Raw genomic sequence first — 26,965 nt, forward strand, 5'->3', positions numbered from 1 at the left:
GGCGGCGATCGCGCGGGCCGGGAGGGGGTAGCGATGGGCACCGTCCGGCTTTTGCGCGATGACGAGTTGAGCGACACGGCCCGCGCCGTGTTCGACGATATCCGGGCCACACGCGGCACCGATCACATCAACAATTTCTGGCGCGCGCTGGCCCATGACCCGGCCCTGCTGAAGGCGACATGGGAGCGGTTGAAGGTGGTCATGGCCCCGGGGGCGCTCGACCCGCTGGTCAAGGAGATGCTCTACGTCGCGGTCTCCACGGCGAACGGGTGTTCCTACTGCATCCACAGCCACACGGCGGCCGCGAAGGCCAAGGGGATGACGCCGGAGCAGCATGGCGAATTGCTGGCCGTGATCGGGATGGCGATGCAGACGAATGGGCTGGTGCAGGGGCTGGGGGTCGAGGTGGACGAGGGGTTCAAGGCGTGAGGTTCGGCCGCAGCACCCCGGCGCGGAATCAAGCGCGTCGCGCGTTGCGCCATACATCGCCCGACAGGCGATCTTGCGCAGCCGGATCCGCCGAAAGGGGACGGGTCGCCCTGGTCGTGCGGAGCACCCAGCGCGTTAACAGCGGTCGCAGGCCGCCGCGCCATCTACGGGCCGCCCCCCGGCACGTCGATTGGGTTGATCTGGGCGCGCCGCTCGGAGGGTCTTCTGATCTGGCTGCCATAAATCGACTTCGCTCAGAGGTCGGTTCGACGCCCCGCGGCCCGTCGATGGCGCTCCGGGGACGGCGAAATTCAGACCGAGTGGCCTCATTTGAACCTGCTGAAAAGCAGTACCAGCATGATTTCTACAAGTGCTTTCAAAGCAACTTTGGCAATGAGGTGCCAAGTCTCGATGGGTTCCATTCTGGGTGCCTTTCAGTTTCGATGGCGAACGAATTACCCGTTGCGCGGGCACCCTCTCTAATAATCAGGCTCAACAGGCGTGTGCGGCGGAATTCTAGCCCGCCGCCAAATTCTTGAGGTTCAAATGCCCACCCGCATCCCCCGCAGCACCTATGCCGACATGTACGGCCCCACCACGGGCGACCGGGTGCGGCTGGCCGATACGGATCTCATCATCGAGGTGGAGCGCGACCTCACCACCTATGGCGAGGAGGTGAAATTCGGCGGCGGCAAGGTGATCCGCGACGGCATGGGCCAGAGCCAGGTCACCCGGGCAGACGGCGCGGTGGACACCGTCATCACCAACGCGCTGATCGTCGATCATTCGGGCATCTACAAGGCGGATGTGGGCCTGAAGGACGGGCGGATCCACGCCATCGGCAAGGCGGGCAACCCCGACACGCAGCCGGGTGTCGACATCATCATCGGCCCCGGCACCGAGGCGATTGCGGGCGAGGGGCGGATCCTCACGGCGGGCGGGTTCGATGCGCATATCCATTTCATCTGTCCCCAGCAGATCGAGGATGCGCTGCATTCCGGCATCACCACGATGCTGGGCGGCGGCACCGGCCCGGCCCATGGCACGCTGGCCACCACCTGCACGCCCGGGTCGTGGCATATCGGGCGGATGTTGCGGGCGCTCGACGCGTTTCCGATGAATTTCGGCCTGTCGGCCAAGGGCAATGCCAGCCGGCCCGCCGCCCTGGTGGAGATGATCGAGGCCGGCGCCTGCGCGATGAAGCTGCATGAGGATTGGGGCACCACGCCCGGCGCCATCGATTGCTGCCTGTCGGTCGCCGAGGATATGGATGTGCAGGTGATGATCCACACCGATACGCTGAACGAAAGCGGGTTCGTGGAAAACACGCTCAAGGCCATCGGGGAGCGCTGCATCCACGCCTTCCACACCGAAGGGGCGGGCGGCGGGCATGCGCCGGACATCATGAAGGTGGTGGGCTACCAGAACATCCTGCCCAGCTCGACCAACCCGACGATGCCCTACACCGTCAACACGCTGGAAGAGCATCTGGACATGCTCATGGTCTGCCATCACCTCGACAAGTCGATCCCCGAGGATGTGGCCTTTGCCGAAAGCCGGATCCGCAAGGAAACCATCGCCGCCGAGGATATCCTGCACGACATGGGCGCGTTTTCCGTCATGGCCTCCGACAGTCAGGCCATGGGCCGGGTGGGGGAGGTCATCATCCGCACATGGCAAACGGCTGACAAGATGCGCAAGCAACGCGGCCGTCTGGCCGAGGAGACCGGCGATAACGACAATGCCCGCGTCAAACGCTACATCGCGAAATACACGATCAACCCCGCCATCGTGCATGGGATGAGCCGGCATATCGGCTCCGTCGAGCCGGGCAAGCGCGCCGATCTGGTGTTGTGGTCGCCCGCCTTCTTCGGCGTGAAACCCGAGATGTCGCTGATCGGCGGCAGCATCGCGATGGCGCAGATGGGGGACCCGAACGCCTCCATCCCCACGCCGCAGCCGGTCTATAGCCGGCCGATGTTCGGGGCCTTCGGCGGCGCGGTCGGGCAATCGTCGGTCAGCTTCGTCAGTCAGGCGGCGCAGACGGCGGGCATCGGCGCGGCGCTGGGGCTCGCCAAGGACACGGTCGCGGTCGAGGGCATCCGCGCGGTCCGCAAGGCCGACATGATCCACAACTCGGCGACGCCGGAGGTGCACGTGCATCCCGAAACCTACGAGGTGCGCGCCGACGGGGAACTGCTGAGCTGCGCGCCCGCGACCGAGTTGCCCATGGCGCAGCGCTATTTCCTGTACTGAGGCCGCCCTTTCCGGCGGCAGGCGTCGGGGCGGCCCGGATCGGGCCAGCCTTGACAAGAAAGGCCAACCTCCGCCCCCATGGGATACGGGCGATGCGGAAGAGCCGTCCGGTGACCGGCACGGCCCGCTTGGTCCGCCCGGATGAAGGAAGGGGGGTTATTATCCATGCGCGATTATCTGATGGCGGCCTGTCTGGCCCTGATCGCGGCGGGCCCCGCCATGGCCAGTTGTCCCGCCAGCCGGGAGGATGTGACCGATGGCATCTATGTGGGGTTCGACGGCTATGTGATGCGGTATCAGCTGCGCCGCGACGGCAGCATGGAGGAGGTGGAAACCCATTTCGACGGCAGTTCCACCTTTCGGTTCCTGACCCGTGGCGGCGTCTTCGTGACCGACAGCTGGGAGATGGAGCATGGCCGGCTTCTGGCCGGATCGCATCACCGGACATCCTTTGCGGTCCCGCCCGGGGATCTGCCGCGCCTCAGCGCCGGTCTGCGCTGGAACGCTGCGACGCAGACCCGTTTCGCCGACGGAAGCGTGTCGGCCGATACGATGACAGTCAACGTGGCGCAGCCGACGCAGCTTCGCCTTGGCGCCTGCAGCTACGAGGCGCTGCCGGTGCAGGTGACCCGGACCGAAGGCACCGCAGGCGAGCCCTATGTGGAACGGATGCTTTACCTGCCGCAAATGGGCATCGGGATCTATCTGGCCGGGGGTGGCGCGTCGGAGACGGTTCGCCCGGCGATCCCCCTGACGATCGGTTTCGAGCCGCCGGAGACGGAGCCGGAAGATGACGGCGGGCAGGGCGGCGGTGCGGCGCTGCTCCCGCCCGCGGGCGGCACGGCCCCGGCCAAGTAGCCGCTAACCCCGCCCGGCCCGGTTCGGCGGCGGTTCGGGGCGCGCGCCATGCGCGGCGGCTGCCCGTCCAGCGCAGACCGGGGTTGCAGGAATGGCAATTGCCCGGGCCGAGCGCCACGCCTAGCTATGGATCAAGGGAGGAAACACCTGACACGACCCTGAAGGAGTTTCCATATGGCATCGAGCACAGCCAGTATCAGAACGGCCCCCATCAGACCTCTCGCGGGACTTGCCGCGCTGATCGCGAAACCTTTCGCGGCAATCGGCGGTTTCCTGGTGCGGATGATGGATGGCAACGACCGGGTTCGCGAGGTCGAAAAGCTGAACGCCCTGAGCGATGCGCAGCTTGCGCACCGGGGGCTGAAGCGCGAGAACATCGTGCGCCACGTCTTTCGCGACATGGTTGGCTGATCGGCGCAGCGCATAGGCAATGCAGGAAGGCGGTCCGTCAGGGATCGCCTTTTTTTTGTGCAATGCGATGAATTGGCGGGCAGGCCGTTCTTGCCGGCCCGACCGTGGCCCGGCGAGGGGATTGCGCCCGCCGGCGCGGCGCTTATCGTCGCTCCTGACCCGCGCATCCATCCGCCGAAATCAAGGACATCATCGCCCATGACCGCCGCCCAGATCGTTCATAAAGCCGGGCACTGGTCCGGCCCCGCCGCCGACCGGCTTGTGCTGGACTACGAGGCGCGGTTTCTGCGCCGCAAGCGGCTGGTGACCGAGGCAGGGGCCGAGCTGATGGTGGATCTGGCCGAGACCGTATCGCTTGACGAGGGCGACGCGCTGGAAACCGGCTCGGGCGAGATGATCGAGATCCGCGCGGCGGCGGAGCCCTTGCTGAAGGTGACCGGCGATCTGCCCCGGCTGGCCTGGCATATCGGCAACCGGCATACGCCCTGCCAGATCATGGGCGACCACCTGCTGATCCGCGCCGATCACGTGCTGGCCGGAATGCTGGCGGGCCTCGGCGCGGAGACGGAGGCCCTCACCGCGCCCTTCACGCCGGAAGGCGGGGCCTACGGACATGGCCGCACCCATTCCCATGCCCATTGAGGCCGCATTGCCCGACGACGGGCTCTTGCGCCTGACCCAATGGCTGTCGCCGGGCTTTCCGGTCAGCGCCTATGCCTATTCCCATGGGCTGGAGGCGGCGATGGAGGCGGGCGAGGTGACCGACGCGGCAAGCCTGTCGCTCTGGATCGAGGGGGTGTTGCGCGCGGGCGCGGGGCGCAACGACGCGATCCTGCTGGGCCGCGCCATGGCCGGGGAGGACCCCGCCGGCCTGGCCGAACATGCCGAAGCGCTTGCGGGCTCCGCCGAACGTTGGGAAGAAACCCGAGATCAGGGCGCGGCGCTGGCGCGGACCTTGACGGCAATGGGCCACCCGGTGCCGCCCTTGCCCTATCCGGTGGCTCTGGGCGTGGCGGCGGCGGGGCTGGCGGTGCCGGCGGAAACGGTCGCGCGGCTGATGCTGCATGCTTTCGCCGCCAATCTCGTCTCGGCGGGGGTGCGGTTCATCCCGCTCGGGCAATCGCAGGGGCAGGCGGTGCTGGCCGGGCTGCACGGCGCCGTGGCTGAGGTGGCGGCCAAAGCCGCCGGGGCCACGCTTGACGATCTCGGCGGCGCGGCCTTCGGAGCCGATCTGGCGGCGATGATCCATGAGCGGCTGGAGGTGCGGCTGTTTCGCAGCTGAACCGCCCGGCAGGGCGCGGCGCACGCAGGACGCCGAAGCAAGCGCCGCCCGCTCCGATCGCATCGGGCCGGGGCGGCAGATCTGAAGGGAGATCGGACTATTGGCACATGCGAACGGGCCCCTCAGGGTCGGGATCGGCGGGCCGGTGGGCGTGGGCAAGACCACGCTGACGGCGGAACTTTGCCGGGCGATGGCGGCGGAGTTTTCCGTGGCCGTCATCACCAACGATATCTACACCGCCGAGGATGCGGAGTTCCTGCTGCGCGCGCAGGTCTTGCCCGCCGACCGGATCAAGGGCGTGGAAACCGGGGGCTGCCCGCACACGGCGATCCGCGAAGACGCCTCGATCAATCTAGCGGCGGTGGCGGAGTTCCGGGAGCGGCTGCCCGATCTGGACGTGATTTTCATCGAATCCGGCGGCGACAATCTGGCCGCGACCTTCAGCCCGGAACTGGCCGATCTGACGCTCTATGTGATCGACACGGCGGCCGGGCAGGACATTCCGCGCAAGAAGGGGCCGGGGCTGACCCGCTCCGACCTGCTGATCATCAACAAGACCGATCTGGCGCCCTATGTGGGCGTCGATCTGGACCTGCTGCGGCACGATGCGGAAACGGCGCGGGGCACGCGGCCCTTCGTGATGGCGACGCTGCGCGAGGGCCGGGGCGTGGCCGAGGTGGTGGCCTTCCTACGCCGGGAGGGTGGGCTGTGACCCGGGCGCGGCGCCGAGTGTCTGCAGCGCGGCGGCGAATTCCGGGTGGCCGGTGACCTCGGCGCCGTGGGCCGCGACCTTGCGGGCCAGAGCTGGGCGCCCCTTGTCGAGCGCGCGGGCCATCAGCCGTTTCAGATAGGCCGGATCGCTGCGCCGGGCGGTGCGGGTGATCCGCGCGAAGCCGTGGACCGTCATCCTGCCCCGGGCGGCCTCCTGCAACAGGCGGTCGAGCGCGCCGTTGCGCGCCAGAAGCGGGAGCAGGTTGGCCCCGCACCAGCGCATGGGCAGGCGCATGGTATTGGGCGCGCGGAACAGCGCCGCATGCGCCGCCGAGGGCGGATCGTAGGGGTCATAGACGATGGTCGTCTGGGCCGTGCCGTCCACCATGTAGGGCGCATAGCCGTAGCGATCGGTGAAGTTCAGCCGCCGGGCGCCGCGGAACCGCATTTCGAACGGCGCGTCTTCGCGATCCAGCGTGGCCGCCGGGCCAAGCGCCAGCACCCACGCCCCCGGCGAGCTCACCGCATAGGCGCAGGCCGCATAGCCGCACATCGGCCCCGCCCCCAGAAACACCACCCGGTCGAAGTTGTCGAAGAAGCCCTCGTCCACCAGCTTGTCGAAAAACGCGTAGAGATCTGCGTCGCGGAACCAGCTCTGCCCCGAGGCCATGATGTTCAGCAGCGACCATTCATGGCGCTGCACGGCGTCGAAACCGATGGGCAGGCCGTCTTCCGTCTGGCCGTAGACGCGGGCGGCCTCATCGAACGTGACCAGAAGGGTGGGGCCCTCTTCGACGAACAGCGCCGAATGCCGTTTCCCGATCCGTTCGAAAAAACCGTGCGCACGGCCGATCTCGGTCAGGTGGGCCAGCCAGGACTGGCGCGAGTCGTGGCTCGGCCGGGTCGGGTTACTCATGACACTCTCTCAAAACTAATCAACTCGTACCGCTGCCGTCTTGGGAGACAACTGTGGCAGCGCTGCGCATCGGATGTGGTTTTTCTTGGGGAAGTAGTTACCAAAACCTTAACGGTGTCAGAAGGGGTAATCGGGTCAACGAACGGGCGCGATTGTTTCGTGGCGGCTCAAGGCGGGGCTTGACGGTCATGATCTGCGCCGCCTTGATGGGCGCTCAAGGAGGAGAGGCCATGCAAAGCATCGACGCGGTCACCCAAGCCCTCGCTGCGCAGAATTATGTGTGTGGCCGCCCGTTGGCGACGGTGGTGTTTCTGTCCCTGAAACTGGGCCGTCCCCTGTTTCTGGAAGGGGAGGCCGGCACCGGCAAGACCGAGATCGCCAAGGCGATTGCGGCAAGCCTCGGCCGCCGCCTGATCCGTCTGCAATGCTACGAGGGGCTGGACGCGGCCAGCGCCGTCTATGAATGGAATTTCGCCGCGCAGATGGTGGCGATCCGCGCCGCCGAGGCCGAGGGCGGGGCCGACAAGGAGGTGCTGACCAAGGCGCTGTTTTCCGCCGATTACCTGATCGAACGGCCCTTGTTGCAGGCGATGCGGCCGGATGCGGCGGGCGCGCCGGTGCTGCTGATCGACGAGCTGGACCGGACCGACGAGCCGTTCGAGGCGTTCCTTCTGGAGGCGCTGTCGGATTTTCAGGTGACGATCCCCGAACTGGGCACGATCCGGGCGCCGGAGCCGCCCATCGTGATCCTGACCTCGAACCGCACGCGCGAGGTGCATGACGCGCTGAAACGCCGTTGCCTCTATCACTGGGTCGACTACCCCGATTTCGCCCGCGAGATGGAGATCGTCACCGCCCGCGCGCCCGAGGCGTCGCACGCGCTCAGCCGCGAGGTGGTGGCCTTCGTGCAGAAACTGCGCACCGAGGATCTGTTCAAGAAACCCGGCGTGGCCGAGACGATCGACTGGGCCAAATGCCTGCTGGCGCTGGACGTGATCTCGCTCAGCCCCGAGGTAATCGCCGACACGCTGGGCGCGATCCTGAAGTACCAGGACGATATCCAGAAGATCGAAGGGTCTGATGCGAAACGGCTGCTCGACGAGGTGCGCGCCGATCTCAGCGCGGCCTGATGTCTGTGCCGGTCGCGCCCGTTATCCATATCGGCGGCTGGCCCGGTGCAGGAAAGCGGACCGTCGGGCGGATCGTAGCGCGCCGTCTTGGCGGACGACTGATCGACAATCATCTGATGCTGGACGCGGCGCACGCCATCCACGACCGGGGAACCCGGGCCTTCGGGACCTTGCGTGGCGAGGTGCGTGACGTGATCTTCCAGCATGCCCGGCAATTGCCGCTGGAGGTGGCCTTGGTCCTGACCGATGCGTTGGCTGACGAGCCCGCCGCATTGCCGCTGTTCCAGCCGACGGTCGATCTTGCCGCCGCACGGGGCGCGCCGCTTCGCGTGTTCGTGCTGGACCTCGACCCGCAGGAGAATCGCAGACGACTCACCGACCCGGCGCGCGGAGGTTACGGCAAGCTGATGGATCCCGACATCCTGGCCTCGCTGCGCGCTCACGAGAAACTGTTTTGCCCCGACGGCGCGATCACGCTGGATGTGACCGATCTGTCACCGGAGGCCGCGGCCGAGGCGATCCTGTCGCGCCTTGAGGCGCCGTGATGCCTGAATATGCCCCCCTCGATATCCCCAATGAGGGCAAGCTGGCCCGGAACATCACCCATTTCGCGCGCGCCTTGCGCAAGGCGGGGCTGCCCGTCGGGCCGGGGCGGGTGGTCGAGGCGATCCGCGCGGTGGAGGCGGCGGGCTTCTCCGACCGGACCGATTTCTACTGGACGCTTCACGCCTGTTTCGTCTCGCGCCCCGAACAGCGCATGGTTTTCGCGCAGGTGTTCCGGCTGTTCTGGCGCGATCCGCGTTATCTGGAACACATGATGGCGATGATGCTGCCCGCGCTTTGCGGCGTTGCCGAGGACCGGCTTGTCAAACCGGCGGAGAAACGGGCCGCCGAGGCGCTGCTGGACGGCGCGGCGCGGGATCTGCCCGAGGGCATGGACGAGGAGGAGGGGACCGAGATCGAGGTCGATGCCTCCTTCACCATGTCGGGGGAGGAACGGTTGCGCAGCCTCGATTTCGAACAGATGAGCACGGCCGAGATCGCGGCGGCCAAACGGATGCTGACGCGTCTGAGCCTGCCGGTCCGACCCCTGCAAAGCCGCCGGACCATGGCCGCGCGTGGCGGGGCCCTGCCGGACTGGCGGCGCACCATGCGCGCGGCGATGCGGCAAGGCGGCGAGATCACCGGGTTCGAGATGCGCCGCCGCCGCCTGCGCTGGCCCAATCTGGTGTGCCTGTGCGACATTTCGGGCTCGATGTCCGCCTATTCCCGGGCGGTTTTGCATTTCCTGCACGCGGTGGCGAACCGCAAGGGCGCGGGCTGGGCGCGGGTGCATGCCTTCACCTTCGGCACCCGGCTGACCAATATCACCCGGCATCTGGACCAGCGCGATGTGGATGCGGCGCTGGCCGCGGCCGGGGCCGAGGCGCAGGATTGGGAGGGCGGCACGCGGATCGGGGCCTGCCTGCATGCGTTCAACCGCGACTGGTCCCGCCGGGTGCTGGGGCAGGGCGCGGTGGTCCTTTTGATCACCGACGGGCTCGACCGGGACGACCCGGAGGCGCTGGCCCGCGAGATGGAGCGGCTGCACCTGTCGGCGCGGCGCGTGATCTGGCTGAACCCGTTGCTCCGGTGGGAGGGGTTTGCGCCGAAAGCGGCGGGGATCCGCGCGATCCTGCCCCATGTGGATACGTTCCGCGCGGGCCACAACATCGCCGCTCTCGAAGGGCTGGCCGCGGCGCTGTCGGACGGGGTCGATCCGGGGGAGGCCGCGCGCCTGCGCGAGTGGCTTGCGCGGGAGGCGCCTGGGCCGGAGCGGGAACTTTTGGCTGACGGGGCCGTTAACCTTTCGCACTGAAACATTTCGGGAATAAGACCATGCGACTTTCGCTGAAAACGTCCACCGCCCTGATCGCCAGCCTTGCCCTCGCCATGCCGGGAACGCTGCCGGCGCAGGGATTGGGAGAGGCCGTACCGGAATTCGAGTGCCCCGAGGGCACGTCCGAGGCGGATTGCCTTCTGCTTGGCGAACAGGCCGCAGCAGACGCCGCAGCCGCAGCCGAGGCCGCCGCCGAGGCGGAAGCAGCCGTTGAGGCCGAGGCCGCCGCCGAGGCAGAGGCTCAGGCCGCCGCAGAGGCCGAAGCCGCCGCACAGGCGGAGCTGGAAGCCGCCGCGGAAGAGGCCGAAGCCGCCGCTGCCGAAGCGGAGGCGCAGACCGAGACACAGACCGAGGCTGAGGCTGAGGCTGAGGCCGAGACTGAGGCCGCGGCCGAGACAGATGCCACAGCCGATGCGCCCGCCGCGGACACGGAAACCGCCGTCGAAACGGAAGCCGCCGCCGAGGGGGACGCCACATCCGAGACGGAGACGCCGGCCCCGGAAGGCACGGCGGAGACAGAAGCCGAGGCGACAGTCGAAACCGAAGCCGAGGCCGCCACCGGCGAGGCCGCGACACCCCCTGCGGAGACGACGGACACCGCCGAGACGCAGGACGCGGAGGGGACGGAAACCGAAATGACAGAGGCGGGATCGACAGAGACCGCGACATCCGAAACCGCGACCGCGGAGGCGGACGCCGCCGCCACCGAGGAGGAGACGCAAGCCCCTCTCGCCGCCCTCGGCGCCGAGGGTGAGGCCGAGGCCGAGGTCACGACCGAAACCGTGACCGAGGAGAACTCCCGCTCCAGTTCCGAGGATTTCGAGCAATCCGCCTCGGGCGAGGCCACGGCGGAGGCCGGTGCGGAAACGACTGCCGCCCCCGCGGCCGGCAATGACGATGACGGGCTTTCGAACCTCGAACGTGCCTTGCTGATCGGCGCGGGCGCAATCTTCGTCGGCTCGATCCTCAACGGCAACCGCGAAGTCGTGAGCCAGACCGATGACCGCGTCGTGGTGCAGCGGAGCGATGGCAGCTACGAGATCCTGAAGGACGACAACGCGCTGCTGCGCCAGCCGGGCTCCGAGGTCCAGACGCAGACCTTCTCCGACGGCTCGACGCTGACCACGGTCACCCGGCCCGACGGCTTTCAGGTGATCACCGTGCGCGATGCCGAATTGCGGGTGGTCCGCCGCGTCTCGATCGCGCCGGACGGCACCGAAACCGTGCTGATCGACGACACGAACCGGGCCGAGCCGGTGGATGTGACCACGTTGCCGGCCCCGATCGAGACCACGACTGACGGGGATCTGCGGGCGGCGCTGGAACGTCAGGCGCTGATCGACCGGCGCTTCTCGCTGGCGCAGGTGCGCGACATCCGCGAGGTTCGCCTGCTGGCGCCCGCCATCGATCTGGACAACATCACCTTCGAAACCGGCTCCGCCGCCATTTCGCCGTCCCAGGCGGAGGAATTGACGATGATCGGCCGGCTGCTCAGCGACATGATTGACGAGAACCCGGGCGAGATCTTCCTGATCGAAGGCCATACCGATGCCGTGGGCGGAGCCGCAATGAACCTGACCCTGTCGGACCGGCGCGCGGAATCGGTCGCGCTGGCCCTGTCGGAGTATTTCGACGTGCCGCCGGAAAATCTGGTGGTGCAGGGCTATGGTGAATCCAATCTGCGGGTGCAGACGGACGGCCCCGAGCGCGCCAACCGCCGCGCGGTCGTGCGCCGGATCACGCCGCTTCTGCAGGTTGCCGCCGCGCAGTAACCCGAGCCGGCGGAAACCCGCAGACGACGCCCGGACATCCTCACGCGCGCCCCCATCCGGGGCGCGCGTTTGTCCGTGCCCCCGCCTGCGTCCGTCCGCCTGCGCCCCGGCGCGCGGGGTCGATTTTCCTTGCAGACCTACCGCTCTTCCGGCCTGATTGGCGCGGGAAAGGCGGGGGCTGCGTGGCAAGAGGCGCGGGCCGGCCGGGAGGGCCAGGATGGACGATCTGGAAAATCTGCCCGAACGGGCGCTGGAATGGCATCGCCAGGGCAAGGGCGCGGTGCTGGCGACCGTGGTCGAAACCTGGGGCAGCGCGCCGCGCCGGGTGGGCAGCCAGTTGCTGGTGTCCTCGGACGGGGAGATGGCGGGCTCGGTCTCCGGCGGCTGTGTCGAGGGCGCGGTGGTGGTGGAGGCGATGGAGGCGCTTGAGGCGGGCGACGCGCAGCTTCTGGAATTCGGCGTGAGCGATGACGAGGCCTTTGCCGTGGGGCTGGCCTGCGGCGGCACGATCAAGGTTCTGGTCGAACCGGTGGGCCGGGTCCTGCCGGTGGAAATGCTGGAGGCGCTGGTCGATGCGCGCGCCGCGCGCCAGCCCGTCGCCTACGTGGTCGAGATCAAGAAAGGCCAGCGCTGGCTGGCGGGGCCGGGCGATGACGGGCTTGCCGCGCGGTTCCGGGAGGATCGCTCGGGCATGGATGCCAACCGCTATATCGGCATCCACAACCCGCCGCTTCGGATGGTCGTGGTGGGCGCCGTCCATATCGCGCAGGCCCTGGTGCCGATGGCGCGGATGGCCGGGTATGATCCGGTGCTGGTCGACCCGCGCCCGGCCTTCGGCGCGGAGGCCCGGTTTCCCGGTGAGCGCATTCTGGAGGACTGGCCCGATGCGGCGCTGGCCGAGGTCGGTCTGGATGCGCGCACCGCCGTGGTGACGCTGACCCATGACCCGAAACTGGACGATCCCGCGATCGCCGCGGCCCTGCATTCGGAGGTGTTCTACCTTGGCTGTCTGGGGTCCAGCCGGACCCATGCCAAACGGGTCGGCCGGTTGAGCGAGGCGGGGTTCACGCTGGAGGATATCGGGCGCATCCACGCCCCCGTGGGCCTGAATATCGGCGCGCAGGGCCCGGCGGAAATCGCCGTGGCGATCATGGCGGAGATCACCCAGAGGCTGCGATTGGGATGAAGTTCGGTCCGGTTCCCGTGACAGAGGCGCAGGGCGCGGTTCTGGCCCATTCGCTGGCGCTGCCCGGCGGGCGGCTGCGCAAGGGCCGGGTGCTGGAGGCGGAGGATATCGCGGCGCTCCGCGAGGCGGGCCAGACGGAGGTGATCGTCGCAAGACTGGAGCCCGGCGACGTGGACGAGAATGCCGCCGCCGCCGCGCTGGCAGATGCGCTGGTGCCCGATCCCGACGCCGCCGGGCTGTCCGTCGAGGCGCCCTTCACGGGCCGGGTGAACATCCGCGCCGCCGGGCCGGGCATCGTGGGGCTGGACGCCGCCGCGATCGCCGCGCTGAACGCGGTGGATCCAATGATCACTCTGGCCAGCCTGCCCGAGCATCAGCGCGTCAGCGAGGGGATGATGGTGGGCACGGTCAAGATCATCTCCTACGCGGTGTCGCGGGCGGCGCTGGACCGGGCGCTGGCGGCGGCGCGCGGCGCGCTCTGGCGGGTGCCGGTCCGGCGGCGGAGCGCCGATCTGATCGTGACGGAGGTGCCCGGCGCCCCGGCCAGCCCCGAGGACAAGGGTGTGCGCGCCGTGGCCGGCCGGCTGGACGCCCTCGGGATCGCGCTGGCGCGGATCCGGATCGTGGCGCATGACACCGCCGCAATCGCCGAGGCGCTTGCCGGCTCGGAGGCGGAGATGGCCCTGATCCTGACCGCCTCGGCCACGTCCGATGCCCATGATGTGGCCCCGGCAGGCCTGGGCCGGGCCGGTGGCGCGCTGACCCGGTTCGGGATGCCGGTCGATCCGGGCAACCTGCTGTTTCTGGGCGATCTTGCGGGCAAGCCGGTGGTGGGGCTGCCGGGCTGCGCCCGGTCGCCTGCGCTGAACGGGGCCGATTGGGTGCTGGAACGCGTGGCCTGCGGGCTGGAGGTGACCAGCGCCGATATCGCGGCCATGGGCGTGGGCGGGCTCCTGAAGGAAATCCCGACCCGCCCGCAGCCGCGCGACCGGCCGAAACGACGCTGACGGCGCCGCGCCGGCAGGCCCGGGCCGGGCTGTCGGAAAATGCACAGAAAATCCTTTTTGCGATTCCGCCGATCCATGGTTGGATGGGGCGGACAACCAAGGGAGGATTTGGATGACCCAGGTAACCATGACCGTGAATGGCAAGGCTGTTTCCGGTGACGTGGAAGGGCGGACGCTGCTGGTCGAGTTCTTGCGCGAAGGCCAGGGCATGACCGGCACCCATGTGGGATGCGACACCAGCCAGTGCGGCGCCTGCGTGGTGCATGTGGATGGCAAGGCGGTGAAGGCCTGCGCGGTTCTGGCGCTGGAGCTGGAAGGCGCGGAGGTGACGACCATCGAGGGAATGGCCAATGCGGACGGATCGCTCGGGACCATCCAGCAGGCGTTTCAGGACCATCACGGCCTGCAATGCGGCTTCTGCACGCCGGGCATGGTGATGTCGGCGGCGGCGCTTCTGAAAGACAATCCGTCGCCGAGCGAGGCCGAGATACGGGAGTATCTGGAAGGCAATATCTGCCGCTGCACGGGCTACCACAACATCGTCAAGGCGATCATGGCGGCCAGCGGGCAGGACGTATCGGCGATCGCGGCGGAATAGCGCCGGGCCCGGCGCCCGAGGACGGCGCCGACCCGGCCGGAGGACCCGACGCGACGACAAGACAGGGCCGGTGGCCCTTGGGATGATCCTTCAGAGGCCCCCTATGGTGGCGGTGCCGGAAGGACACAGAGATAAGGGAGGACAACCATGCCGAAAGACAGTGGCATAGGCGCAAGTTCCAAGCGGCGCGAAGATCTGCGGTTTCTGACCGGGGAAGGACGCTACACGGACGACATCAATCTGGCGGGGCAGGCCTATGTGTATTTCCTGCGCTCCGACATGGCGCATGCGAAGATCAACCGGATCGACACATCCACCGCCGAGAACATGCCCGGCGTGCTGCGCGTCTTCACCGGCGCGGATTTCGAGGCGGTCGGCGGCATTCCCTGCGGCTGGCAGGTGACCGACAAGCACGGCAACCCGATGCAGGAACCGGCCCACCCGGTTCTGGCCAGCGGCAAGGCCCGCCATGTGGGCGACCCGATCGCCGCGGTCGTGGCCGAGACCTATGCCCAGGCCCGCAACGCCGCCGAGGCGATCGAGATGGATCTGGATGAGCTGCCGGCGGTCGTGGATATGAAAGCCGCGCTCGCCGACGATGCGCCCAAGGTCCATGACGAACTGGACGGCAACCTGTGCTACGACTGGGGCTGGATCGAGGATAACAAGGCGGCGACCGATGCGGCCTTCGAGGCGGCGGCCCATGTGACGACGCTGGAACTGGTCAACCAGCGGCTGGTGGCCAATCCGATGGAGCCGCGGGTGGCTGTGGGCGATTACGCCAAGCATTCCGACGAAAGCACGCTCTACACCACCTCGCAGAACCCCCATGTGATCCGGCTTCTGATGGGGGCCTTCGTGCTGGGCATTCCGGAACACAAGCTCAGGGTCGTGGCCCCGGATGTGGGCGGCGGTTTCGGCTCCAAGATCTTCCATTACGCGGAAGAAGCCTTCTGCACCTTCGCCGCGAAACAGCTCAGACGTCCGGTGAAATGGACCTCCACCCGGTCGGAGGCCTTCATCTCCGACGCCCATGGCCGCGATCACGTGACCAAGATCGAACTGGCGCTGGACGCGGAGAACAATTTCACCGCCATCCGCACTGAAACCTACGCGAATATGGGGGCCTACCTGTCCACCTTCGCGCCCTCGGTGCCCACCTATCTGCATGGCATCCTGATGGCGGGCAATTACAAGACGCCCAATATCTACGTGAATGTGAAGGCGGTCTTCACCAACACCGTGCCGGTCGATGCCTATCGCGGCGCGGGCCGCCCCGAGGCCACGTTCCAGCTTGAGCGTGTGATCGACAAGGCGGCGCGCGAACTGGGCGTGGACCCGGTGGAACTGCGCCGGCAGAACTTCATCACCGAGTTCCCCTATGCCACGCCGGTGGCGGTGGAGTATGACACCGGCGATTACAACGCGACGATGGACAAGCTCCTCGAAATGATCGACCGCGACGGGTTCGAGGCGCGGCGCGCCGAAAGCGCCAGGAACGGCAAGCTGCGCGGGCTGGGCGTGAACTGCTATATCGAGGCCTGCGGCATCGCGCCCTCGGCCCTTGTCGGGCAACTGGGCGCACGCGCGGGGCTTTACGAAAGCGCCACGGTGCGGGTCAATGCCACCGGCGGTCTGGTCGTGATGACCGGCAGCCACAGCCACGGGCAGGGGCACGAGACCTCCTTCGCGCAGGTGGTGGCCGATATGATCGGCATCGACGAGAACATGGTCGAGATCGTCCATGGCGACACCGCCAACACGCCGATGGGCATGGGCACCTACGGGTCACGCAGCCTCGCGGTGGGCGGCTCGGCCATGGTGCGCGCGACCGAGAAGATCATCAACAAGGCCAAGAAGATCGCGGCCCATCTGATGGAAGCCTCCGAAGCGGATATCGAGCTGAAGGACGGCCAGTTCAGCGTGGCGGGCACGGATAAATCCGTGGCCTGGGGCGATGTGACCCTCGCCGCCTATGTGCCCCATAACTACCCGATCGAGGAGATCGAACCGGGGCTTGAGGAAACCGCGTTCTACGACCCCAGCAACTTCACCTACCCGTCCGGCGCCTATGCCTGCGAGGTGGAGGTGGACCCCGAGACCGGGAAGGTGCAGATCCTGTCCTTCGCCGCGGCGGATGATTTCGGCAATATCGTCAACCCGATGATCGTCGACGGGCAGGTGCATGGCGGCGTGGCGCAGGGCATCGGTCAGGCGCTGCTGGAACAGGCTGTGTATGATGAGAACGGGCAGTTGGTGAATGCCTCCTACATGGATTACACCATGCCGCGCGCCGACGACGTGCCGTTCTACCGGGTGGATCATTCCTGCGTGACGCCCTGCACCCACAACCCCTTGGGCGTGAAAGGCTGCGGGGAGGCGGGCGCGATCGGCTCGCCGCCATCGGTCGTCAACGCGGTGGTGGATGCGCTGCAACGGGCGGGGCACACCCATGTGACCCATATCGACATGCCGCTCAGCCCCTCGCGGGTCTGGCAGGCGATGCAAGGCTGAGGCGGGCGGGGGCCGCCACACCGGCGGGCCCGTCCGACCATTTCGAACAAGGAGAGGGCGCATACCCCTCTCGGGAGGAGACAAGGATGTATAATTTCGACTTAGCGCGCCCCGGCAGCCTCGATGAGGCCGCAACGGCGCTTCAGGGCGAAGAGGCACAGGCTCTGGGTGGGGGGCAGACCCTGATCCCGACCATGAAACAGCGGCTGGCCGCCCCGGCGACCCTCGTCAGCCTGACCGGCATCCCCGAGATGCAGGGCGTCTGCCTCGACGATGACGGCCGGGTCTGCATCGGGGGCGCCACGCCGCATGCGGTGGTGGAGGCCGAAGCGGCGGCGCATTTCCCGGCGCTGGCGGCCCTTGCCGGGCGCATCGGCGACCCGGCGGTGCGCAATCGCGGGACGATCGGCGGTTCGCTGGCCAACAACGACCCCTCCGCCTGTTACCCCGCCGCTGCGCTTGGCACCGGGGCCACGATCAAGACCAACACCCGCGACATCGCGGCCGATGATTTCTTCGAGGGGATGTTCACCACCGCCCTTCATGAAGGCGAAATCATCACCGAGGTGCGCTTTCCGGTGCCCGAGGCCGCGAATTACCAGAAATTCGTCCAGCCCGCCTCGCGCTTCGCGCTCGTCGGTGTCTTCGTCGCGAAGTATGGCGATGGCGTGCGGGTCGCGGTGACCGGCGCATCGGAGGATGGCGTGTTCCGCTGGAGCGAGGCGGAGGCGGCCCTGTCGGCGGATTTCTCCGCCGAGGCGATTGCCGATCTGTCGGTGCCCGCCGATGACATGATCTCGGATCTGCACGGCTCGGGCGCCTATCGGGCGCATCTGGTCGGCGTCATGACCCGGCGGGCGGTGTCCGCCGCCGCCTGAGCCGGGACCGGACCGAAACCGGGAACAAAGCCCTGCCATCGCGGCAGGGCTTTTCCTGTTTCAGTGGGGCGCGATACGGGTCGGGTCGAACGGCAGGTCGGCCAGCTCGCGTTTGCTCATCCGGGCGATATCCGGATGCGAGAGCGGATCGCGCCGCCATTGCCGCCCCGCCTCGTCGGTCCGGCGGCATCGCCAGAGACGCAGCAGATGTCGGGGATGTCGGAAAATCTGTGTCATGGCTATAGAGATAGCGATGGGCCTGCCAGTATGTTATGGAGTATTCCGGCATCGGACTTTAGGAAAACTGAATGAGAGAGCTGAACCGTGTCCATCTGTCGGGCCTTAGGGCGGTGGAGGCCGTGGGCCGTCTGCACGGGTTGCAGCCCGCCGCCGACGAGCTTGGCGTTTCCATCGGCGCGGTCAGTCAGCAGGTCAAGAAGACCGAAGCAGCGCTTGGCCGCACCTTGTTCCACCGCACCTCGGCGGGAATGCGCCCGACCAAGGCGGGGGACGAGGTTCTGGTTCATCTGGGCCGGGGCATGGCCGAACTGGCCACGGCGGTGCGTCTTGCCGGGCGCGGCGCGGAAGATCGGCTGGTCGTCTCCGTCGCGCCGATTTTCGCAAGCCGCTGGCTTGTCTGGCGGCTCAGCGATTTTCATGCGCGGTTCCCCGATATTCGCGTGCGGATCGAGCCCGACATGGCGCTGGTCAATCCCGACGAGACGGATGTGGATGTGTGCATCCGCGTGGGCCGCGGCGGCTGGCCCGGCGTGGTGGCGGAGAAGCTTCTGGATCAGCGCGTGTTTCCGGTCTGCACAGCCCAGATGGCCGGGCGGCTGGCCGCGCCCGCCGATCTGGCCCATGTCCCGGTGATCCGCGAGAACGAGGCGCTGTTCGGCTGGGATGTGTGGCTTGGGGCCCAGGGCCTGAGCCCCGATATTCTGGGCGAAGGGCCGACCTATGCCGATGCATCGCTTTGCCTCGACGCGGCGATTGCGGGGCAGGGGGTGTTTCTGGCCTGGGAAACGCTGGCCTGTCCGGCGCTGGAGATGGGCCAGCTTGTCACCCCCTTTCCGCAGCGGTTTCAGACCGGCGTCCATTACTGGGTCATCGCCCGGCAATCGGGCCTGCGGGCACGGGCCATCGCGCAGTTCACAAGCTGGCTGAAGGCGGAAATGCAGGCTTCCGTCCGTCAATGGCGGGCGCGGGAGGTGCAGGCGGGATGATGTCCGAACGCGAAAAGATGGCGACCGGCGCGTGGTATTCCTGCCTTGATGAGGAGCTTGAGGAGATGCGCAGGGCCGCCCGGCGGGCCGTGCATCAGCATGTGACCATGGCGCCCGATGCGCGCGGCGGGATGGCCCCGATGCTACGCGATCTGTTCGCCTCGGTCGGGGCCGGTGTGATGCTGGAGGCGCCGTTTCACTGTTCCTACGGGGTGAATATCTCGCTGGCCGACCGTGTTTACATGAACGCGGGCTGCGTGATCCTGGATACCGCGCCGGTGCGCATCGGGGCGCATACGATGCTGGGCCCGGGCGTACATATCTATTGCGCGGAACACGATCACGATCCCGCCCGCCGCGCGGCGGGGCTGGAGATCGCACGGCCGGTCACGCTTGGGGCAAATGTCTGGATCGGCGGCGGCGCGATCCTGTTGCCCGGGGTCCGCATCGGCGATGGCGCGATCGTGGGGGCGGGCGCGGTCGTGACCCGGGATGTGGCCGCGGGGCAGACGGTGACCGGTACGCCCGCGCGGGCAAGGCCCGGCTGATCCGCCGCATCAGTCCGCCTTCGGGAAAAACAGCGGCTCCCGGTCCCGCGTGAAGGCGCGATGGCGCTCTGACCCTTTTCCGACTCAGCCACCGGGTAAAGGCCGCCGCTCCCCGCCGGCCTTACCCTTCGGTCAAGGCTTCGGGTTGACCGGCACCAAACCGTCTTGATTGAACAACGCCGCGCCCCCGGTCGAACGATTGCGGCATGATGGGGTCCGCCCGCGGCACGGATCCGGCGCGCAGCAAAAAGGCGCGGCGGGTCCGACCCGCGCGCGCCTCATGTTTCGTTTCGGACCAATGACTTACTTGGCCGGGCCGATCATCATCACCATCTGGCGGCCTTCCATCCTGGGCATGTTTTCCACCTTGCCGAGCCCCTCGATATCGGTGGCCACACGTTCCAGAAGCTCGCGTCCCAGATTCTGGTGAGCCATTTCGCGGCCGCGAAAGCGCAAGGTCACCTTCACCTTGTCGCCGTTTTCCAGAAACCGCGTCACGTTGCGCATTTTCACGTCATAATCATGGGTGTCGGTGTTGGGGCGGAATTTCACCTCCTTCACCTCGATGATCTTCTGTTTCTTCCGCGCCTCGGATTCGCGCTTTTGCTGTTCGTATTTGAACTTGCCGAAATCCATGATCTTGCAGACGGGCGGATCTGCATTCGGAGAGATTTCCACCAGATCAAGGCCGGCCTGCTCAGCCATTTCCATGGCGCGGGCGGGTGTCACGACGCCGACATTTTCGCCTTCGGCGCCGATAAGGCGTATTTCGGGTGACCGGATGCGTTCATTGACGCGGGGTCCTGTCTCGCGCGTGGGCGGCGCATTATGGGGTCTGCGGGCTATTGGATTTTTCCTTCTGTAGCCTGAGGTTCGGGCCGCAAATCTAACCTTACCACCGTCGGCTTTCAAGGCGAATTGATGGCGGCCCCTTGCCGAGGGGAGCGGAGCCGCCGCTTTCCCATTGTGCCGACGCTGCGGGGCAATTATGTGCCGAGTCATATGAAGTTGAACACCCTTGGGGGATAAGATGAATCGGATTCTGATCATTGTTGCGGTGCTGATCGTTGTTGGGGTGGGCGGGTACTTCCTGACCCAGGGCGGGGATGAGGCACCCATGGCCGACGCGGTCGAAAGCACGACCGAAGACGCCGAGGCCGCCGCGGCCGAGGCGGAAGCTGCCGCTGAAGAAGCCGCTGCTGCCGCAGAAGCGGAAGCCGCCGCCGCGGCAGAAGCTGCCGCCGCCGCAGAAGCGGAAGCCGCTGCCGCCGCCGAGGCTGAGGCCGCCGAAGCCGCCGCCGCTGCGGACGCCGCCGCCGCCGAAGCCGCCGCCGCCGCAGAAGCGGCCGCCGCAGAAGCCGCGGCAGAGGTCGAAGCCGCTGCCGACGCCGCCGCAGAGGCGGTTGAGGATGCCGCGACCGAGGCCGCAGACGCGGTTGAAGGCGCCGCAGCCGATGCCACCGCCGATGCCGAAGTGTCGGCCGAAGCCAACGCCGCGCTGACGGTTGACGGGTTCGATGCCGATGCCGCGCTGCAGGCCGTGGAAAACTCCGATCTGGGCGAAGGCACCAAGCTGGGCCTGCGCACGGCCATCGAAGCGGCCCGCGACAACCCGGCGCTGGTCGAAGGCGTGGTGACGCAGATCCGCGAGGCGCTCGGCCTCTAGGCCGGAGCCGGGCCAGCCCCATGACGACGCAACCCCGCACCGGACCGGTGCGGGGTTTTTTCATGTCTCGGCCGGAAAGGCGTTTCAGCTCGCGCGCGGCGTGGACGCGCCGGGATCAGTCCAGAAACGCCTTTTCCACCACATATTGGGCGGGTTTGGAATTGGCGCCTTCCTCAAGCCCGTATTCCTCCAGCATCGCCTTCAGTTCCAGATTGAAGGCCAGGTTGCCGCAGATCATCGCCCGGTCGTTTTCGGGGCAGAGCGGTTCGACGCCCAGATCCGCATAGACCTCGCCCGAGCGCATAAGGTCGGTGATCCGCCCCATTTTCGGGCTCTCTTCGCGGGTCGTGGTCGGATAATAGCGGATCTTGTCGGCAAAGCCTTCGCCGAACAGCTCGGCCAGAACCTCGTCCTTGCGGATGCTGTCGATCAGCTCGGCACCATAGGCCAGCTCGCCCGCCTCGCGGCAGGTATGGGTGATGATGACCTCTTCGTAATCCTCGTAGGTCTGCGGATCGCGCAGCAGGCTGGCAAAGGGCGCAAAGCCCGTGCCGGTCGCGAAAAACCAGATCCGCTTGCCCGGGATCAGCGCGTCATGCACCAGCGTTCCCACGGGTTTGGGCCGCAGGATGATCTCGTCACCGGGCCGGATATGCTGCAACCGGCTTGTCAGCGGGCCATCGGGCACCTTGATCGAATAGAACTCCAACTCCTCGTCCCAGGAGGGGGAGGCGATGGAATAGGCCCGCAGAAGCGGTTTCTGCTTGCCCGTCTTCGGATCCGGGTCGCCCATCAGGCCGATCATCACGAACTCGCCCGAGCGGAACCGCAGGGAAACGGGCCGCGTCACGCGAAAGGAAAACAGCCGATCCGTCCAGTGCTTCACGAAGGTCACGGTCTGGGCGTCGGGCAGGGTGGGTGCCGGTTTGGCGGCGGTCTGGGTCACGGGGGTTTGCTCGGTCATGCTCATGTAACGGCTCTAGCAGCCGTCCCTTGTCTTAGGCATTGATCTGGATCAGGGGAAGGGGCCTTAGCCGCGCAGCCGGGCCTGATAATCGAATGCGCGCCAGTTCGCGCGCGCCAGCCATTGCTCCTCGGGCTGGCGGGCCGCCAGATCGGGGCCGATCTCCACCTCGTCGAACCCGGCCCGCCGCGCCATCGCATATTGATCGGCCAGCACGTGGCCGCAGGCCCGCAGCCGCCCGCCATAGCCCATCGCACGCAGCCGTCTGGCAAGCGTGAAGCCGCGCCCGTCGGCAAAGCTGGGAAAGGCGATGCGGATAATCTCCAGCCGGTCCAGATCCGCGGCCAGATCGGTCACGTCATCCGCCGGGCCCAGATCCAGCCCGGTCGCATTGGTCGCGCATCCGTCGCCAAGGGTCACGAAGCCCCCGGTCCAGTCCTCCGCCGCGAACCCGGTGTCGCGGACCAGCACCTGGTCTTTCATCGCGGGGTTGCCTGCTGTCTGTTCCAATTGCGCAAGTTCCATTGCCGGGCCCTTTCACGATGCCTGTTTCAGAGGGCCGCGGACGATCCGGCCATCGACGAAATGAATGCCGCATTCGTCCTTGTCCCGGCCCTTCCAGCGGCCCGCCCTCGGGTCTTCGCCCGCCGCAACCGGCGCGGTGCAGGGCGCGCAGCCGATCGAGGGATAGCCGCGGGCCACAAGCGGGTGCCGGGGCAGGCGGTTGTTGATCATGTACTCCTGCACATCCTCTGGCGCCCAATGGGCCAGCGGATTGATCTTGATGCGGAAATCCCCCTCCGCCTCGAAAAACTCCAGCTCCGCGCGGTGCCCGCCCTGAAACCGCTTCCGGCCGGTGATCCATGCATCGAACGGGGCCAGCGCATGGGCCAGCGGCTGCGTTTTCCGCAGGCCGCAGCACGCATCGGGGTCGCGCTGATGCAGATCGCCCTCGGGATCATGGGCGGCCAGCGCCGTCTGGCTCGCCCGGATGATCCGCAGCTCTTCCAGACCCAGAACCCCCGCAACCTCCCGCTGATACGCCAGCGTCTCGGGAAACAGCATTTCGGTGTCGATAAAAAGCACCGGCGTGGCCCGGTCGACCACCGACACCATATGCAGCAGCACGATCGACTCCGCCCCGAATGCGCTGACCAGCGCGATCCGCCCCGTATCGGTGTCGCGCAGCCCGTGCTCCAGCACCGAAATCGCCGAATGATGCCGGTAGCGGGCGTTCAGCCGGGCCACCCGCGTTTCAACCGGCGGCAGCCTCGCGTCACGCGGCATCGGCCTTGGCCTCCGCCGGGTAAAGGGCCGCCTTGAACGGCGCGATGCCAAGCCGCCGATAAGTTTGCAGGAACGTCTCCTCCGGGTCGTCGCGAAGATCCAGATAGGCATGGACCAGCCGTTCGATGGCCGGAACGATCTCCTCGGCGCCGAAGCCGGGGCCCGCGCGCTCGCCGATGGTGGCCTCCTCGGTTCCGTCGCCGCCAAGGGTGATCTGGTAATTCTCCACCCCCGCCCGGTCGAGCCCCAGAATGCCGATATGGCCCACATGGTGATGCCCGCAGGCATTGATGCAGCCCGAGATCTTGATCTTCAGCGGGCCGACATCCTGCTCCAGTTTCAGCGCCTCGAACCGGGTCGCGATCTCCTGCGCGATCGGGATCGACCGGGCCGTGGCCAGCGCACAGTAATCCATGCCCGGGCAGGCGATGATGTCCGAGATCAGCCCGATATTCGCCGTGGCCAGCCCCGCCCTGCGCAGCGCCGCGTAGATCCGGGGCAGATGCCGGCGCGGCACATGGGGCAGGATGACGTTCTGCTCATGGCTGATCCTCAGCTCGTCATGGGCATAGGTCTCCGCCAGATCGGCCATCACCCGCATCTGCTCCGCCGTCGCGTCGCCGGGTGTCGCCCCATGCGCCTTGAGCGAGATGGAGACGATTGCATAGCCGTCCTGCCGATGCTTATCCACATTTGTATCCACAAAGGCGCGAAATGCCGGATTTGTCGCATATGTGATATCGAATTTATCATTATCCTCGGTTTCGAACACGGGCGGCGCGAAGTGATTTTCGATTTCTGAAAGCATACGCTGGTCGATTCCGGCGAATGCGGCCTTGCGCATGGCAAATTCATCCCCAACCATGTTGCGGATTTCGTCGATCCCGGTTTCATGCACGGTGATCTTGATCCGGGCCTTGTACTTGTTGTCGCGCCGGCCCAGCAGGTTATAGACCGCAACCACGCTTTCCAGATAGGGCAGCAGGTCCTCGCCGGGCACGAAATCGGCCAGCACCTTGCCGATCATCGGTGTCCGGCCAAGGCCGCCGCCGACCAGCACCCGATAGCCGATCTGCCCGTCCCGCGCGACGATGCGCAGCCCGATATCATGGGCCGCCGTCACCGCCCGGTCATTGGGCGCGCCGGTGACGGCCACCTTGAACTTGCGCGGCAGGAACTGAAACTCCGGATGGTCGGTGGACCATTGCCGGATCAGCTCCGCCACCGGGCGCGGGTCGGCGATCTCGTCGGCGGCGGCGCCCGCGAAATGGTCGGCGGTCACGTTCCGGATTGTGTTGCCGCTGGTCTGGATCGCATGCATGCCCACCTCGGCCAGCGCGTCCAGCATGTCGGGCACATCGGCCAGTTTCGGCCAGTTGAACTGGATGTTCTGGCGCGTGGTGAAATGGCCATAGCCCTTGTCCCACCGCTCGGCGATCATCGCCAGCTGCCGCATCTGCGCACTGTTGAGCGTGCCGTAGGGGATCGCCACGCGTAGCATATAGGCATGCAGTTGCAGGTAGAGCCCGTTCATCAGGCGAAGGGGTTTGAACTCCTCCTCGGTCAGCGATCCGTCGATGCGGCGCGCCACCTGCGCCCGGAACTGGGCGTTGCGTTCGGCCAGAAAGGCGGCGTCGAAATCGGTGTATCTATACATTTTCCGGCTCCGCCTGCTTGCCATGGGGGTAGTTGGACGGCCCCGTGGCGCGAAACGTCTCGCGGAAATGGACCGGGGCGGGGCCGTCGGGGCCGGCGATGGCGTCGGCCAGATAGGGCCCGACAACCTGACCGGGGCGCATCTCCGCATCCAGAAGGCGCAGTTGCGCATGCGCCTCGTCCTCGATCAGCTCCGCTTCGGTCAGCTGCCGGGTCCAGCGGTCATCTTCGGTCAGATACACCACATCGCCTTCCAGAAGGGCGTTGGCGGTGACGACTTTGGGCGTGAAGGCACGGGGCATCAGGCATGGTCCTTTTGCAGATGGGGAAGGGCGGCCTCGGCGGCGCGGGGGCTCAGGCCATAAAGCAGGATCGCGGGCCCCGCCATGGCGGCGGCATCGATATCGGCAGCCAGACGCGCCAGCGTGGTCGACAGCACCCGCGCCCCGATGCGGGAGGCGTTTTCGACCACGCTCACCGGCGTGTCGGGGGCCGCGCCATGCATCAGCAGCCGCCCCTGCAGGAACCGCGCGCCGCGCTTGGCCATGTAGATCGCGGCCACCTCTCCGCGCCGGGTCAGACCGCGCCAGTCATGCTCGGCAAAGCCCTTCACGTCATGGCCGGTCAGAAACCGCAACGCCGAGTTGCGATCCCGCTTGGTGAGGCTTTGGCCGATCCCGGCTGCCGCGGCCGAGGCGGCGGTGATCCCGGGAACCACCGACCATGGAACGCCCGCGGCCTCAAGCGCCTCGATCTCCTCGTCGAGACGGCCATAGATCGCGGGATCGCCGGATTTCAGGCGGACCACATAGGCGCCCTTGGCCGCGTGCCAGATGATCAACCGGCAGATTTCCTGCTGCGACATGGACGGGCCGAACCCCTCTTTGCCGGCATGGATCAGCACCGCTTCGCGCCGCGCGAGTTCCAGAATTTCCGGCGCGACAAGCCGGTCGTAGATCACCACATCGGCCTCATCCAAGGCGCGGCGGGCCTTCAGCGTCAACAGTTCCGGATCGCCGGGGCCTGCGCCCACCAGCGCAACGCGGCCCGGCTGGGCCTTGCGCGCCAGGTGGTCGGAAAGCAGGGTCTCCAAGTTCTCCAGAATACCGTCTTCATCTTTTGCATCAGCGGCTTCCGGCCCGGCCTTGAAGTAGTACTCCGCCCAGAAATCGCGCCGGGCGCGTCCCATGGGCAGCGCCTCCGCCGCTTTGCGAAAGCCCTTGCCGACCCGTGCCAGAAGGCCAAGCTTGACCGGCAGGCGCGCCTCCAGATCGGATTTGATCGCGCGCGCCAGAACAGGGGCTGCGCCCTCGGTGCCGATCGCCACCGTCACCGGATCCCGGTCGACGATGGCGGGCGTGATGAACTGGCTTCGTTCCAGATTGTCCACCCAGTTCGTCAGGGCGCCATCGGCCTGGGCCAGCGCGGTCACGCGCGCATCCTCGGCCGCGTCGTCATTGGCGGCGTAGAAAAGCGCCGCGCAGAGCGCATCGCCCGGGCCAAGCGGGCGCCGGATCACGGTTAGTCGGCCATCCGCCGCCCAGGCGTCGATCTCCGGCGCGGGATCGGGCGCGAAGACCGACAGGCGCGCCTCGGTCTTCATCAGCAGCCGCAGCTTGGCCAGCGCCGCCTCGCCTCCGCCCGAGACGACGATGCGGCGACCGGCGACGGCCAGAAAGATCGGGAAATGCTGCATGGCGAACCTCAGGCGCTATTTTCATGCCAAAGGTAGAATAATTTCCCGATAAATGGCAGATCGAGCTTGCGAAAAGGGACGTATGTTCTATGACC

Annotated in this window: 28 protein-coding genes; 19 read left to right on the top strand and 9 right to left on the bottom strand. The window is 67.2% G+C overall.

The annotated features are described in order from the left end of the window. Positions 1-33 precede the first annotated feature (33 nt). From ACQ651_RS03675 to ureG, 7 genes are all read left to right on the top strand, one after another. A complete protein-coding gene (locus tag ACQ651_RS03675; protein WP_375552707.1) occupies positions 34-429 on the top strand; it encodes a carboxymuconolactone decarboxylase family protein in 396 nt (131 codons plus the stop codon). Between the two features lie 546 nt (positions 430-975). Continuing rightward, positions 976-2,685: an urease subunit alpha gene (gene ureC, locus ACQ651_RS03680; protein ID WP_430448356.1), complete on the top strand. Its 1,710-nt coding sequence runs from the start codon at positions 976-978 to the stop codon at positions 2,683-2,685. 165 nt (positions 2,686-2,850) lie between these two features. After that, entirely contained in the window at positions 2,851-3,543 is a 693-nt protein-coding gene (locus tag ACQ651_RS03685; protein ID WP_430448358.1) for a hypothetical protein, read from the top strand. Positions 3,544-3,717: 174 nt separating this feature from the next. Continuing rightward, positions 3,718-3,954: a DUF1127 domain-containing protein gene (locus tag ACQ651_RS03690; protein ID WP_227285380.1), complete on the top strand. Its 237-nt coding sequence runs from the start codon at positions 3,718-3,720 to the stop codon at positions 3,952-3,954. Positions 3,955-4,152: 198 nt separating this feature from the next. Further along, positions 4,153-4,596, top strand: coding sequence for an urease accessory protein UreE (locus ACQ651_RS03695; protein ID WP_430448360.1), 444 nt, complete (start codon positions 4,153-4,155; stop codon positions 4,594-4,596). After that, entirely contained in the window at positions 4,568-5,236 is a 669-nt protein-coding gene (locus tag ACQ651_RS03700) for an urease accessory protein UreF (RefSeq protein WP_430448361.1), read from the top strand. The genes ACQ651_RS03695 and ACQ651_RS03700 overlap by 29 nt, the downstream gene beginning before the upstream one ends. Before the next feature lie 100 nt (positions 5,237-5,336). Continuing rightward, positions 5,337-5,948 carry an urease accessory protein UreG gene (ureG, locus tag ACQ651_RS03705; protein ID WP_227285383.1) on the top strand — a complete coding sequence of 204 codons (612 nt, stop codon included), beginning with the start codon at positions 5,337-5,339 and terminating at the stop codon, positions 5,946-5,948. On the opposite strand, the gene ACQ651_RS03710 is transcribed toward ureG, so the two are convergent. Continuing rightward, positions 5,925-6,863, bottom strand: coding sequence for a phosphoadenosine phosphosulfate reductase (locus ACQ651_RS03710; protein WP_430448363.1), 939 nt, complete (start codon positions 6,861-6,863; stop codon positions 5,925-5,927). The genes ureG and ACQ651_RS03710 overlap by 24 nt on opposite strands. Positions 6,864-7,093: 230 nt before the next feature. Here ACQ651_RS03710 and ACQ651_RS03715 point away from each other — a divergent pair, with 230 nt between their 5' ends. From ACQ651_RS03715 to ACQ651_RS03755, 9 genes are all read left to right on the top strand, one after another. Further along, on the top strand, positions 7,094-7,993 hold the full coding sequence (locus ACQ651_RS03715) for an AAA family ATPase (RefSeq protein WP_430448364.1): 900 nt from the start codon (positions 7,094-7,096) through the stop codon (positions 7,991-7,993). Next, complete coding sequence (locus tag ACQ651_RS03720) at positions 7,993-8,538, top strand: hypothetical protein (protein WP_430448365.1); 546 nt, start codon at positions 7,993-7,995, stop codon at positions 8,536-8,538. The genes ACQ651_RS03715 and ACQ651_RS03720 overlap by 1 nt, the downstream gene beginning before the upstream one ends. Then, positions 8,538-9,851 (top strand): vWA domain-containing protein, encoded by a 1,314-nt coding sequence (locus ACQ651_RS03725; protein ID WP_430448367.1) that lies wholly within the window; start codon positions 8,538-8,540, stop codon positions 9,849-9,851. The genes ACQ651_RS03720 and ACQ651_RS03725 overlap by 1 nt, the downstream gene beginning before the upstream one ends. Positions 9,852-9,871: 20 nt before the next feature. Further along, the gene (locus ACQ651_RS03730; RefSeq protein ID WP_430448368.1) at positions 9,872-11,644 is read left to right on the top strand and encodes an OmpA family protein; all 1,773 of its coding nucleotides are present in this window, start codon (positions 9,872-9,874) and stop codon (positions 11,642-11,644) included. A gap of 217 nt (positions 11,645-11,861) precedes the next feature. Continuing rightward, a complete protein-coding gene (locus tag ACQ651_RS03735) occupies positions 11,862-12,830 on the top strand; it encodes an XdhC family protein (RefSeq protein WP_375552696.1) in 969 nt (322 codons plus the stop codon). Next, on the top strand, positions 12,827-13,837 hold the full coding sequence (locus tag ACQ651_RS03740; RefSeq protein WP_430448370.1) for a molybdopterin-binding protein: 1,011 nt from the start codon (positions 12,827-12,829) through the stop codon (positions 13,835-13,837). The genes ACQ651_RS03735 and ACQ651_RS03740 overlap by 4 nt, the downstream gene beginning before the upstream one ends. Positions 13,838-13,949: 112 nt before the next feature. After that, a complete protein-coding gene (locus ACQ651_RS03745; RefSeq protein ID WP_227285390.1) occupies positions 13,950-14,435 on the top strand; it encodes a (2Fe-2S)-binding protein in 486 nt (161 codons plus the stop codon). 147 nt (positions 14,436-14,582) lie between these two features. After that, on the top strand, positions 14,583-16,949 hold the full coding sequence (locus ACQ651_RS03750; RefSeq protein ID WP_430448372.1) for a xanthine dehydrogenase family protein molybdopterin-binding subunit: 2,367 nt from the start codon (positions 14,583-14,585) through the stop codon (positions 16,947-16,949). Positions 16,950-17,035: 86 nt separating this feature from the next. Continuing rightward, on the top strand, positions 17,036-17,827 hold the full coding sequence (locus tag ACQ651_RS03755; RefSeq protein WP_227285392.1) for an FAD binding domain-containing protein: 792 nt from the start codon (positions 17,036-17,038) through the stop codon (positions 17,825-17,827). A gap of 60 nt (positions 17,828-17,887) precedes the next feature. On the opposite strand, the gene ACQ651_RS03760 is transcribed toward ACQ651_RS03755, so the two are convergent. Continuing rightward, entirely contained in the window at positions 17,888-18,064 is a 177-nt protein-coding gene (locus tag ACQ651_RS03760) for a hypothetical protein (RefSeq protein ID WP_430448374.1), read from the bottom strand. A gap of 71 nt (positions 18,065-18,135) precedes the next feature. Between ACQ651_RS03760 and ACQ651_RS03765 the strand changes: the two genes are divergently transcribed. Together ACQ651_RS03765 and ACQ651_RS03770 are read left to right on the top strand one after the other, a co-directional pair. Beyond that, positions 18,136-19,053, top strand: coding sequence for a LysR substrate-binding domain-containing protein (locus ACQ651_RS03765; RefSeq protein ID WP_430448376.1), 918 nt, complete (start codon positions 18,136-18,138; stop codon positions 19,051-19,053). Beyond that, positions 19,053-19,601 carry a sugar O-acetyltransferase gene (locus tag ACQ651_RS03770; RefSeq protein ID WP_430448377.1) on the top strand — a complete coding sequence of 183 codons (549 nt, stop codon included), beginning with the start codon at positions 19,053-19,055 and terminating at the stop codon, positions 19,599-19,601. The genes ACQ651_RS03765 and ACQ651_RS03770 overlap by 1 nt, the downstream gene beginning before the upstream one ends. A gap of 303 nt (positions 19,602-19,904) precedes the next feature. Here ACQ651_RS03770 and infC read toward each other — a convergent pair whose 3' ends face one another. Next, a complete protein-coding gene (infC, locus tag ACQ651_RS03775; protein WP_430448379.1) occupies positions 19,905-20,720 on the bottom strand; it encodes a translation initiation factor IF-3 in 816 nt (271 codons plus the stop codon). On the opposite strand from infC, the gene ACQ651_RS03780 reads away from it, so the two are divergent. Continuing rightward, positions 20,632-21,267, top strand: coding sequence for a hypothetical protein (locus tag ACQ651_RS03780; protein WP_430448380.1), 636 nt, complete (start codon positions 20,632-20,634; stop codon positions 21,265-21,267). The two genes, infC and ACQ651_RS03780, sit on opposite strands and share 89 nt — an antisense overlap. A gap of 115 nt (positions 21,268-21,382) precedes the next feature. Here ACQ651_RS03780 and ACQ651_RS03785 read toward each other — a convergent pair whose 3' ends face one another. From ACQ651_RS03785 to cysG, 6 genes are all read right to left on the bottom strand, one after another. After that, on the bottom strand, positions 21,383-22,231 hold the full coding sequence (locus ACQ651_RS03785) for a ferredoxin--NADP reductase (RefSeq protein WP_121898164.1): 849 nt from the start codon (positions 22,229-22,231) through the stop codon (positions 21,383-21,385). Positions 22,232-22,297: 66 nt separating this feature from the next. Next, complete coding sequence (locus ACQ651_RS03790; RefSeq protein ID WP_430448382.1) at positions 22,298-22,756, bottom strand: DUF934 domain-containing protein; 459 nt, start codon at positions 22,754-22,756, stop codon at positions 22,298-22,300. 12 nt (positions 22,757-22,768) lie between these two features. Next, positions 22,769-23,518, bottom strand: coding sequence for a phosphoadenylyl-sulfate reductase (locus tag ACQ651_RS03795; protein ID WP_227285398.1), 750 nt, complete (start codon positions 23,516-23,518; stop codon positions 22,769-22,771). Next, positions 23,508-25,175: a nitrite/sulfite reductase gene (locus tag ACQ651_RS03800; protein ID WP_430448384.1), complete on the bottom strand. Its 1,668-nt coding sequence runs from the start codon at positions 25,173-25,175 to the stop codon at positions 23,508-23,510. The genes ACQ651_RS03795 and ACQ651_RS03800 overlap by 11 nt, the downstream gene beginning before the upstream one ends. After that, positions 25,168-25,476: a DUF2849 domain-containing protein gene (locus ACQ651_RS03805; protein ID WP_227285400.1), complete on the bottom strand. Its 309-nt coding sequence runs from the start codon at positions 25,474-25,476 to the stop codon at positions 25,168-25,170. Before ACQ651_RS03805 ends, ACQ651_RS03800 begins: the two co-directional genes overlap by 8 nt. Then, positions 25,476-26,870 carry a siroheme synthase CysG gene (cysG, locus tag ACQ651_RS03810; protein ID WP_430448386.1) on the bottom strand — a complete coding sequence of 465 codons (1,395 nt, stop codon included), beginning with the start codon at positions 26,868-26,870 and terminating at the stop codon, positions 25,476-25,478. The genes ACQ651_RS03805 and cysG overlap by 1 nt, the downstream gene beginning before the upstream one ends. Positions 26,871-26,965 lie beyond the last annotated feature (95 nt).

Origin of the sequence: Rhodophyticola sp. (assembly GCF_965284195.1) — a bacterium.
In the GTDB taxonomy this organism is placed as follows: domain Bacteria; phylum Pseudomonadota; class Alphaproteobacteria; order Rhodobacterales; family Rhodobacteraceae; genus Rhodophyticola.

Coding starts and splice junctions, on each gene's coding strand:
- ACQ651_RS03675 (WP_375552707.1), top strand. CDS start 34: ATGGGCACCGTCCGGCTTTTGCGCGATGACGAGTTGAGCGACACGGCC.
- ureC (WP_430448356.1), top strand. CDS start 976: ATGCCCACCCGCATCCCCCGCAGCACCTATGCCGACATGTACGGCCCC.
- ACQ651_RS03685 (WP_430448358.1), top strand. CDS start 2,851: ATGCGCGATTATCTGATGGCGGCCTGTCTGGCCCTGATCGCGGCGGGC.
- ACQ651_RS03690 (WP_227285380.1), top strand. CDS start 3,718: ATGGCATCGAGCACAGCCAGTATCAGAACGGCCCCCATCAGACCTCTC.
- ACQ651_RS03695 (WP_430448360.1), top strand. CDS start 4,153: ATGACCGCCGCCCAGATCGTTCATAAAGCCGGGCACTGGTCCGGCCCC.
- ACQ651_RS03700 (WP_430448361.1), top strand. CDS start 4,568: ATGGCCGCACCCATTCCCATGCCCATTGAGGCCGCATTGCCCGACGAC.
- ACQ651_RS03710 (WP_430448363.1), bottom strand. CDS start 6,863: ATGAGTAACCCGACCCGGCCGAGCCACGACTCGCGCCAGTCCTGGCTG.
- ACQ651_RS03715 (WP_430448364.1), top strand. CDS start 7,094: ATGCAAAGCATCGACGCGGTCACCCAAGCCCTCGCTGCGCAGAATTAT.
- ACQ651_RS03720 (WP_430448365.1), top strand. CDS start 7,993: ATGTCTGTGCCGGTCGCGCCCGTTATCCATATCGGCGGCTGGCCCGGT.
- ACQ651_RS03725 (WP_430448367.1), top strand. CDS start 8,538: ATGCCTGAATATGCCCCCCTCGATATCCCCAATGAGGGCAAGCTGGCC.
- ACQ651_RS03730 (WP_430448368.1), top strand. CDS start 9,872: ATGCGACTTTCGCTGAAAACGTCCACCGCCCTGATCGCCAGCCTTGCC.
- ACQ651_RS03735 (WP_375552696.1), top strand. CDS start 11,862: ATGGACGATCTGGAAAATCTGCCCGAACGGGCGCTGGAATGGCATCGC.
- ACQ651_RS03740 (WP_430448370.1), top strand. CDS start 12,827: ATGAAGTTCGGTCCGGTTCCCGTGACAGAGGCGCAGGGCGCGGTTCTG.
- ACQ651_RS03745 (WP_227285390.1), top strand. CDS start 13,950: ATGACCCAGGTAACCATGACCGTGAATGGCAAGGCTGTTTCCGGTGAC.
- ACQ651_RS03750 (WP_430448372.1), top strand. CDS start 14,583: ATGCCGAAAGACAGTGGCATAGGCGCAAGTTCCAAGCGGCGCGAAGAT.
- ACQ651_RS03755 (WP_227285392.1), top strand. CDS start 17,036: ATGTATAATTTCGACTTAGCGCGCCCCGGCAGCCTCGATGAGGCCGCA.
- ACQ651_RS03760 (WP_430448374.1), bottom strand. CDS start 18,064: ATGACACAGATTTTCCGACATCCCCGACATCTGCTGCGTCTCTGGCGA.
- ACQ651_RS03765 (WP_430448376.1), top strand. CDS start 18,136: ATGAGAGAGCTGAACCGTGTCCATCTGTCGGGCCTTAGGGCGGTGGAG.
- ACQ651_RS03770 (WP_430448377.1), top strand. CDS start 19,053: ATGTCCGAACGCGAAAAGATGGCGACCGGCGCGTGGTATTCCTGCCTT.
- ACQ651_RS03780 (WP_430448380.1), top strand. CDS start 20,632: ATGAATCGGATTCTGATCATTGTTGCGGTGCTGATCGTTGTTGGGGTG.
- infC (WP_430448379.1), bottom strand. CDS start 20,720: ATGGGTGCCTCATCCCCGCCCTGGGTCAGGAAGTACCCGCCCACCCCA.
- ACQ651_RS03785 (WP_121898164.1), bottom strand. CDS start 22,231: ATGACCGAGCAAACCCCCGTGACCCAGACCGCCGCCAAACCGGCACCC.
- ACQ651_RS03790 (WP_430448382.1), bottom strand. CDS start 22,756: ATGGAACTTGCGCAATTGGAACAGACAGCAGGCAACCCCGCGATGAAA.
- ACQ651_RS03795 (WP_227285398.1), bottom strand. CDS start 23,518: ATGCCGCGTGACGCGAGGCTGCCGCCGGTTGAAACGCGGGTGGCCCGG.
- ACQ651_RS03800 (WP_430448384.1), bottom strand. CDS start 25,175: ATGTATAGATACACCGATTTCGACGCCGCCTTTCTGGCCGAACGCAAC.
- ACQ651_RS03805 (WP_227285400.1), bottom strand. CDS start 25,476: ATGCCCCGTGCCTTCACGCCCAAAGTCGTCACCGCCAACGCCCTTCTG.
- cysG (WP_430448386.1), bottom strand. CDS start 26,870: ATGCAGCATTTCCCGATCTTTCTGGCCGTCGCCGGTCGCCGCATCGTC.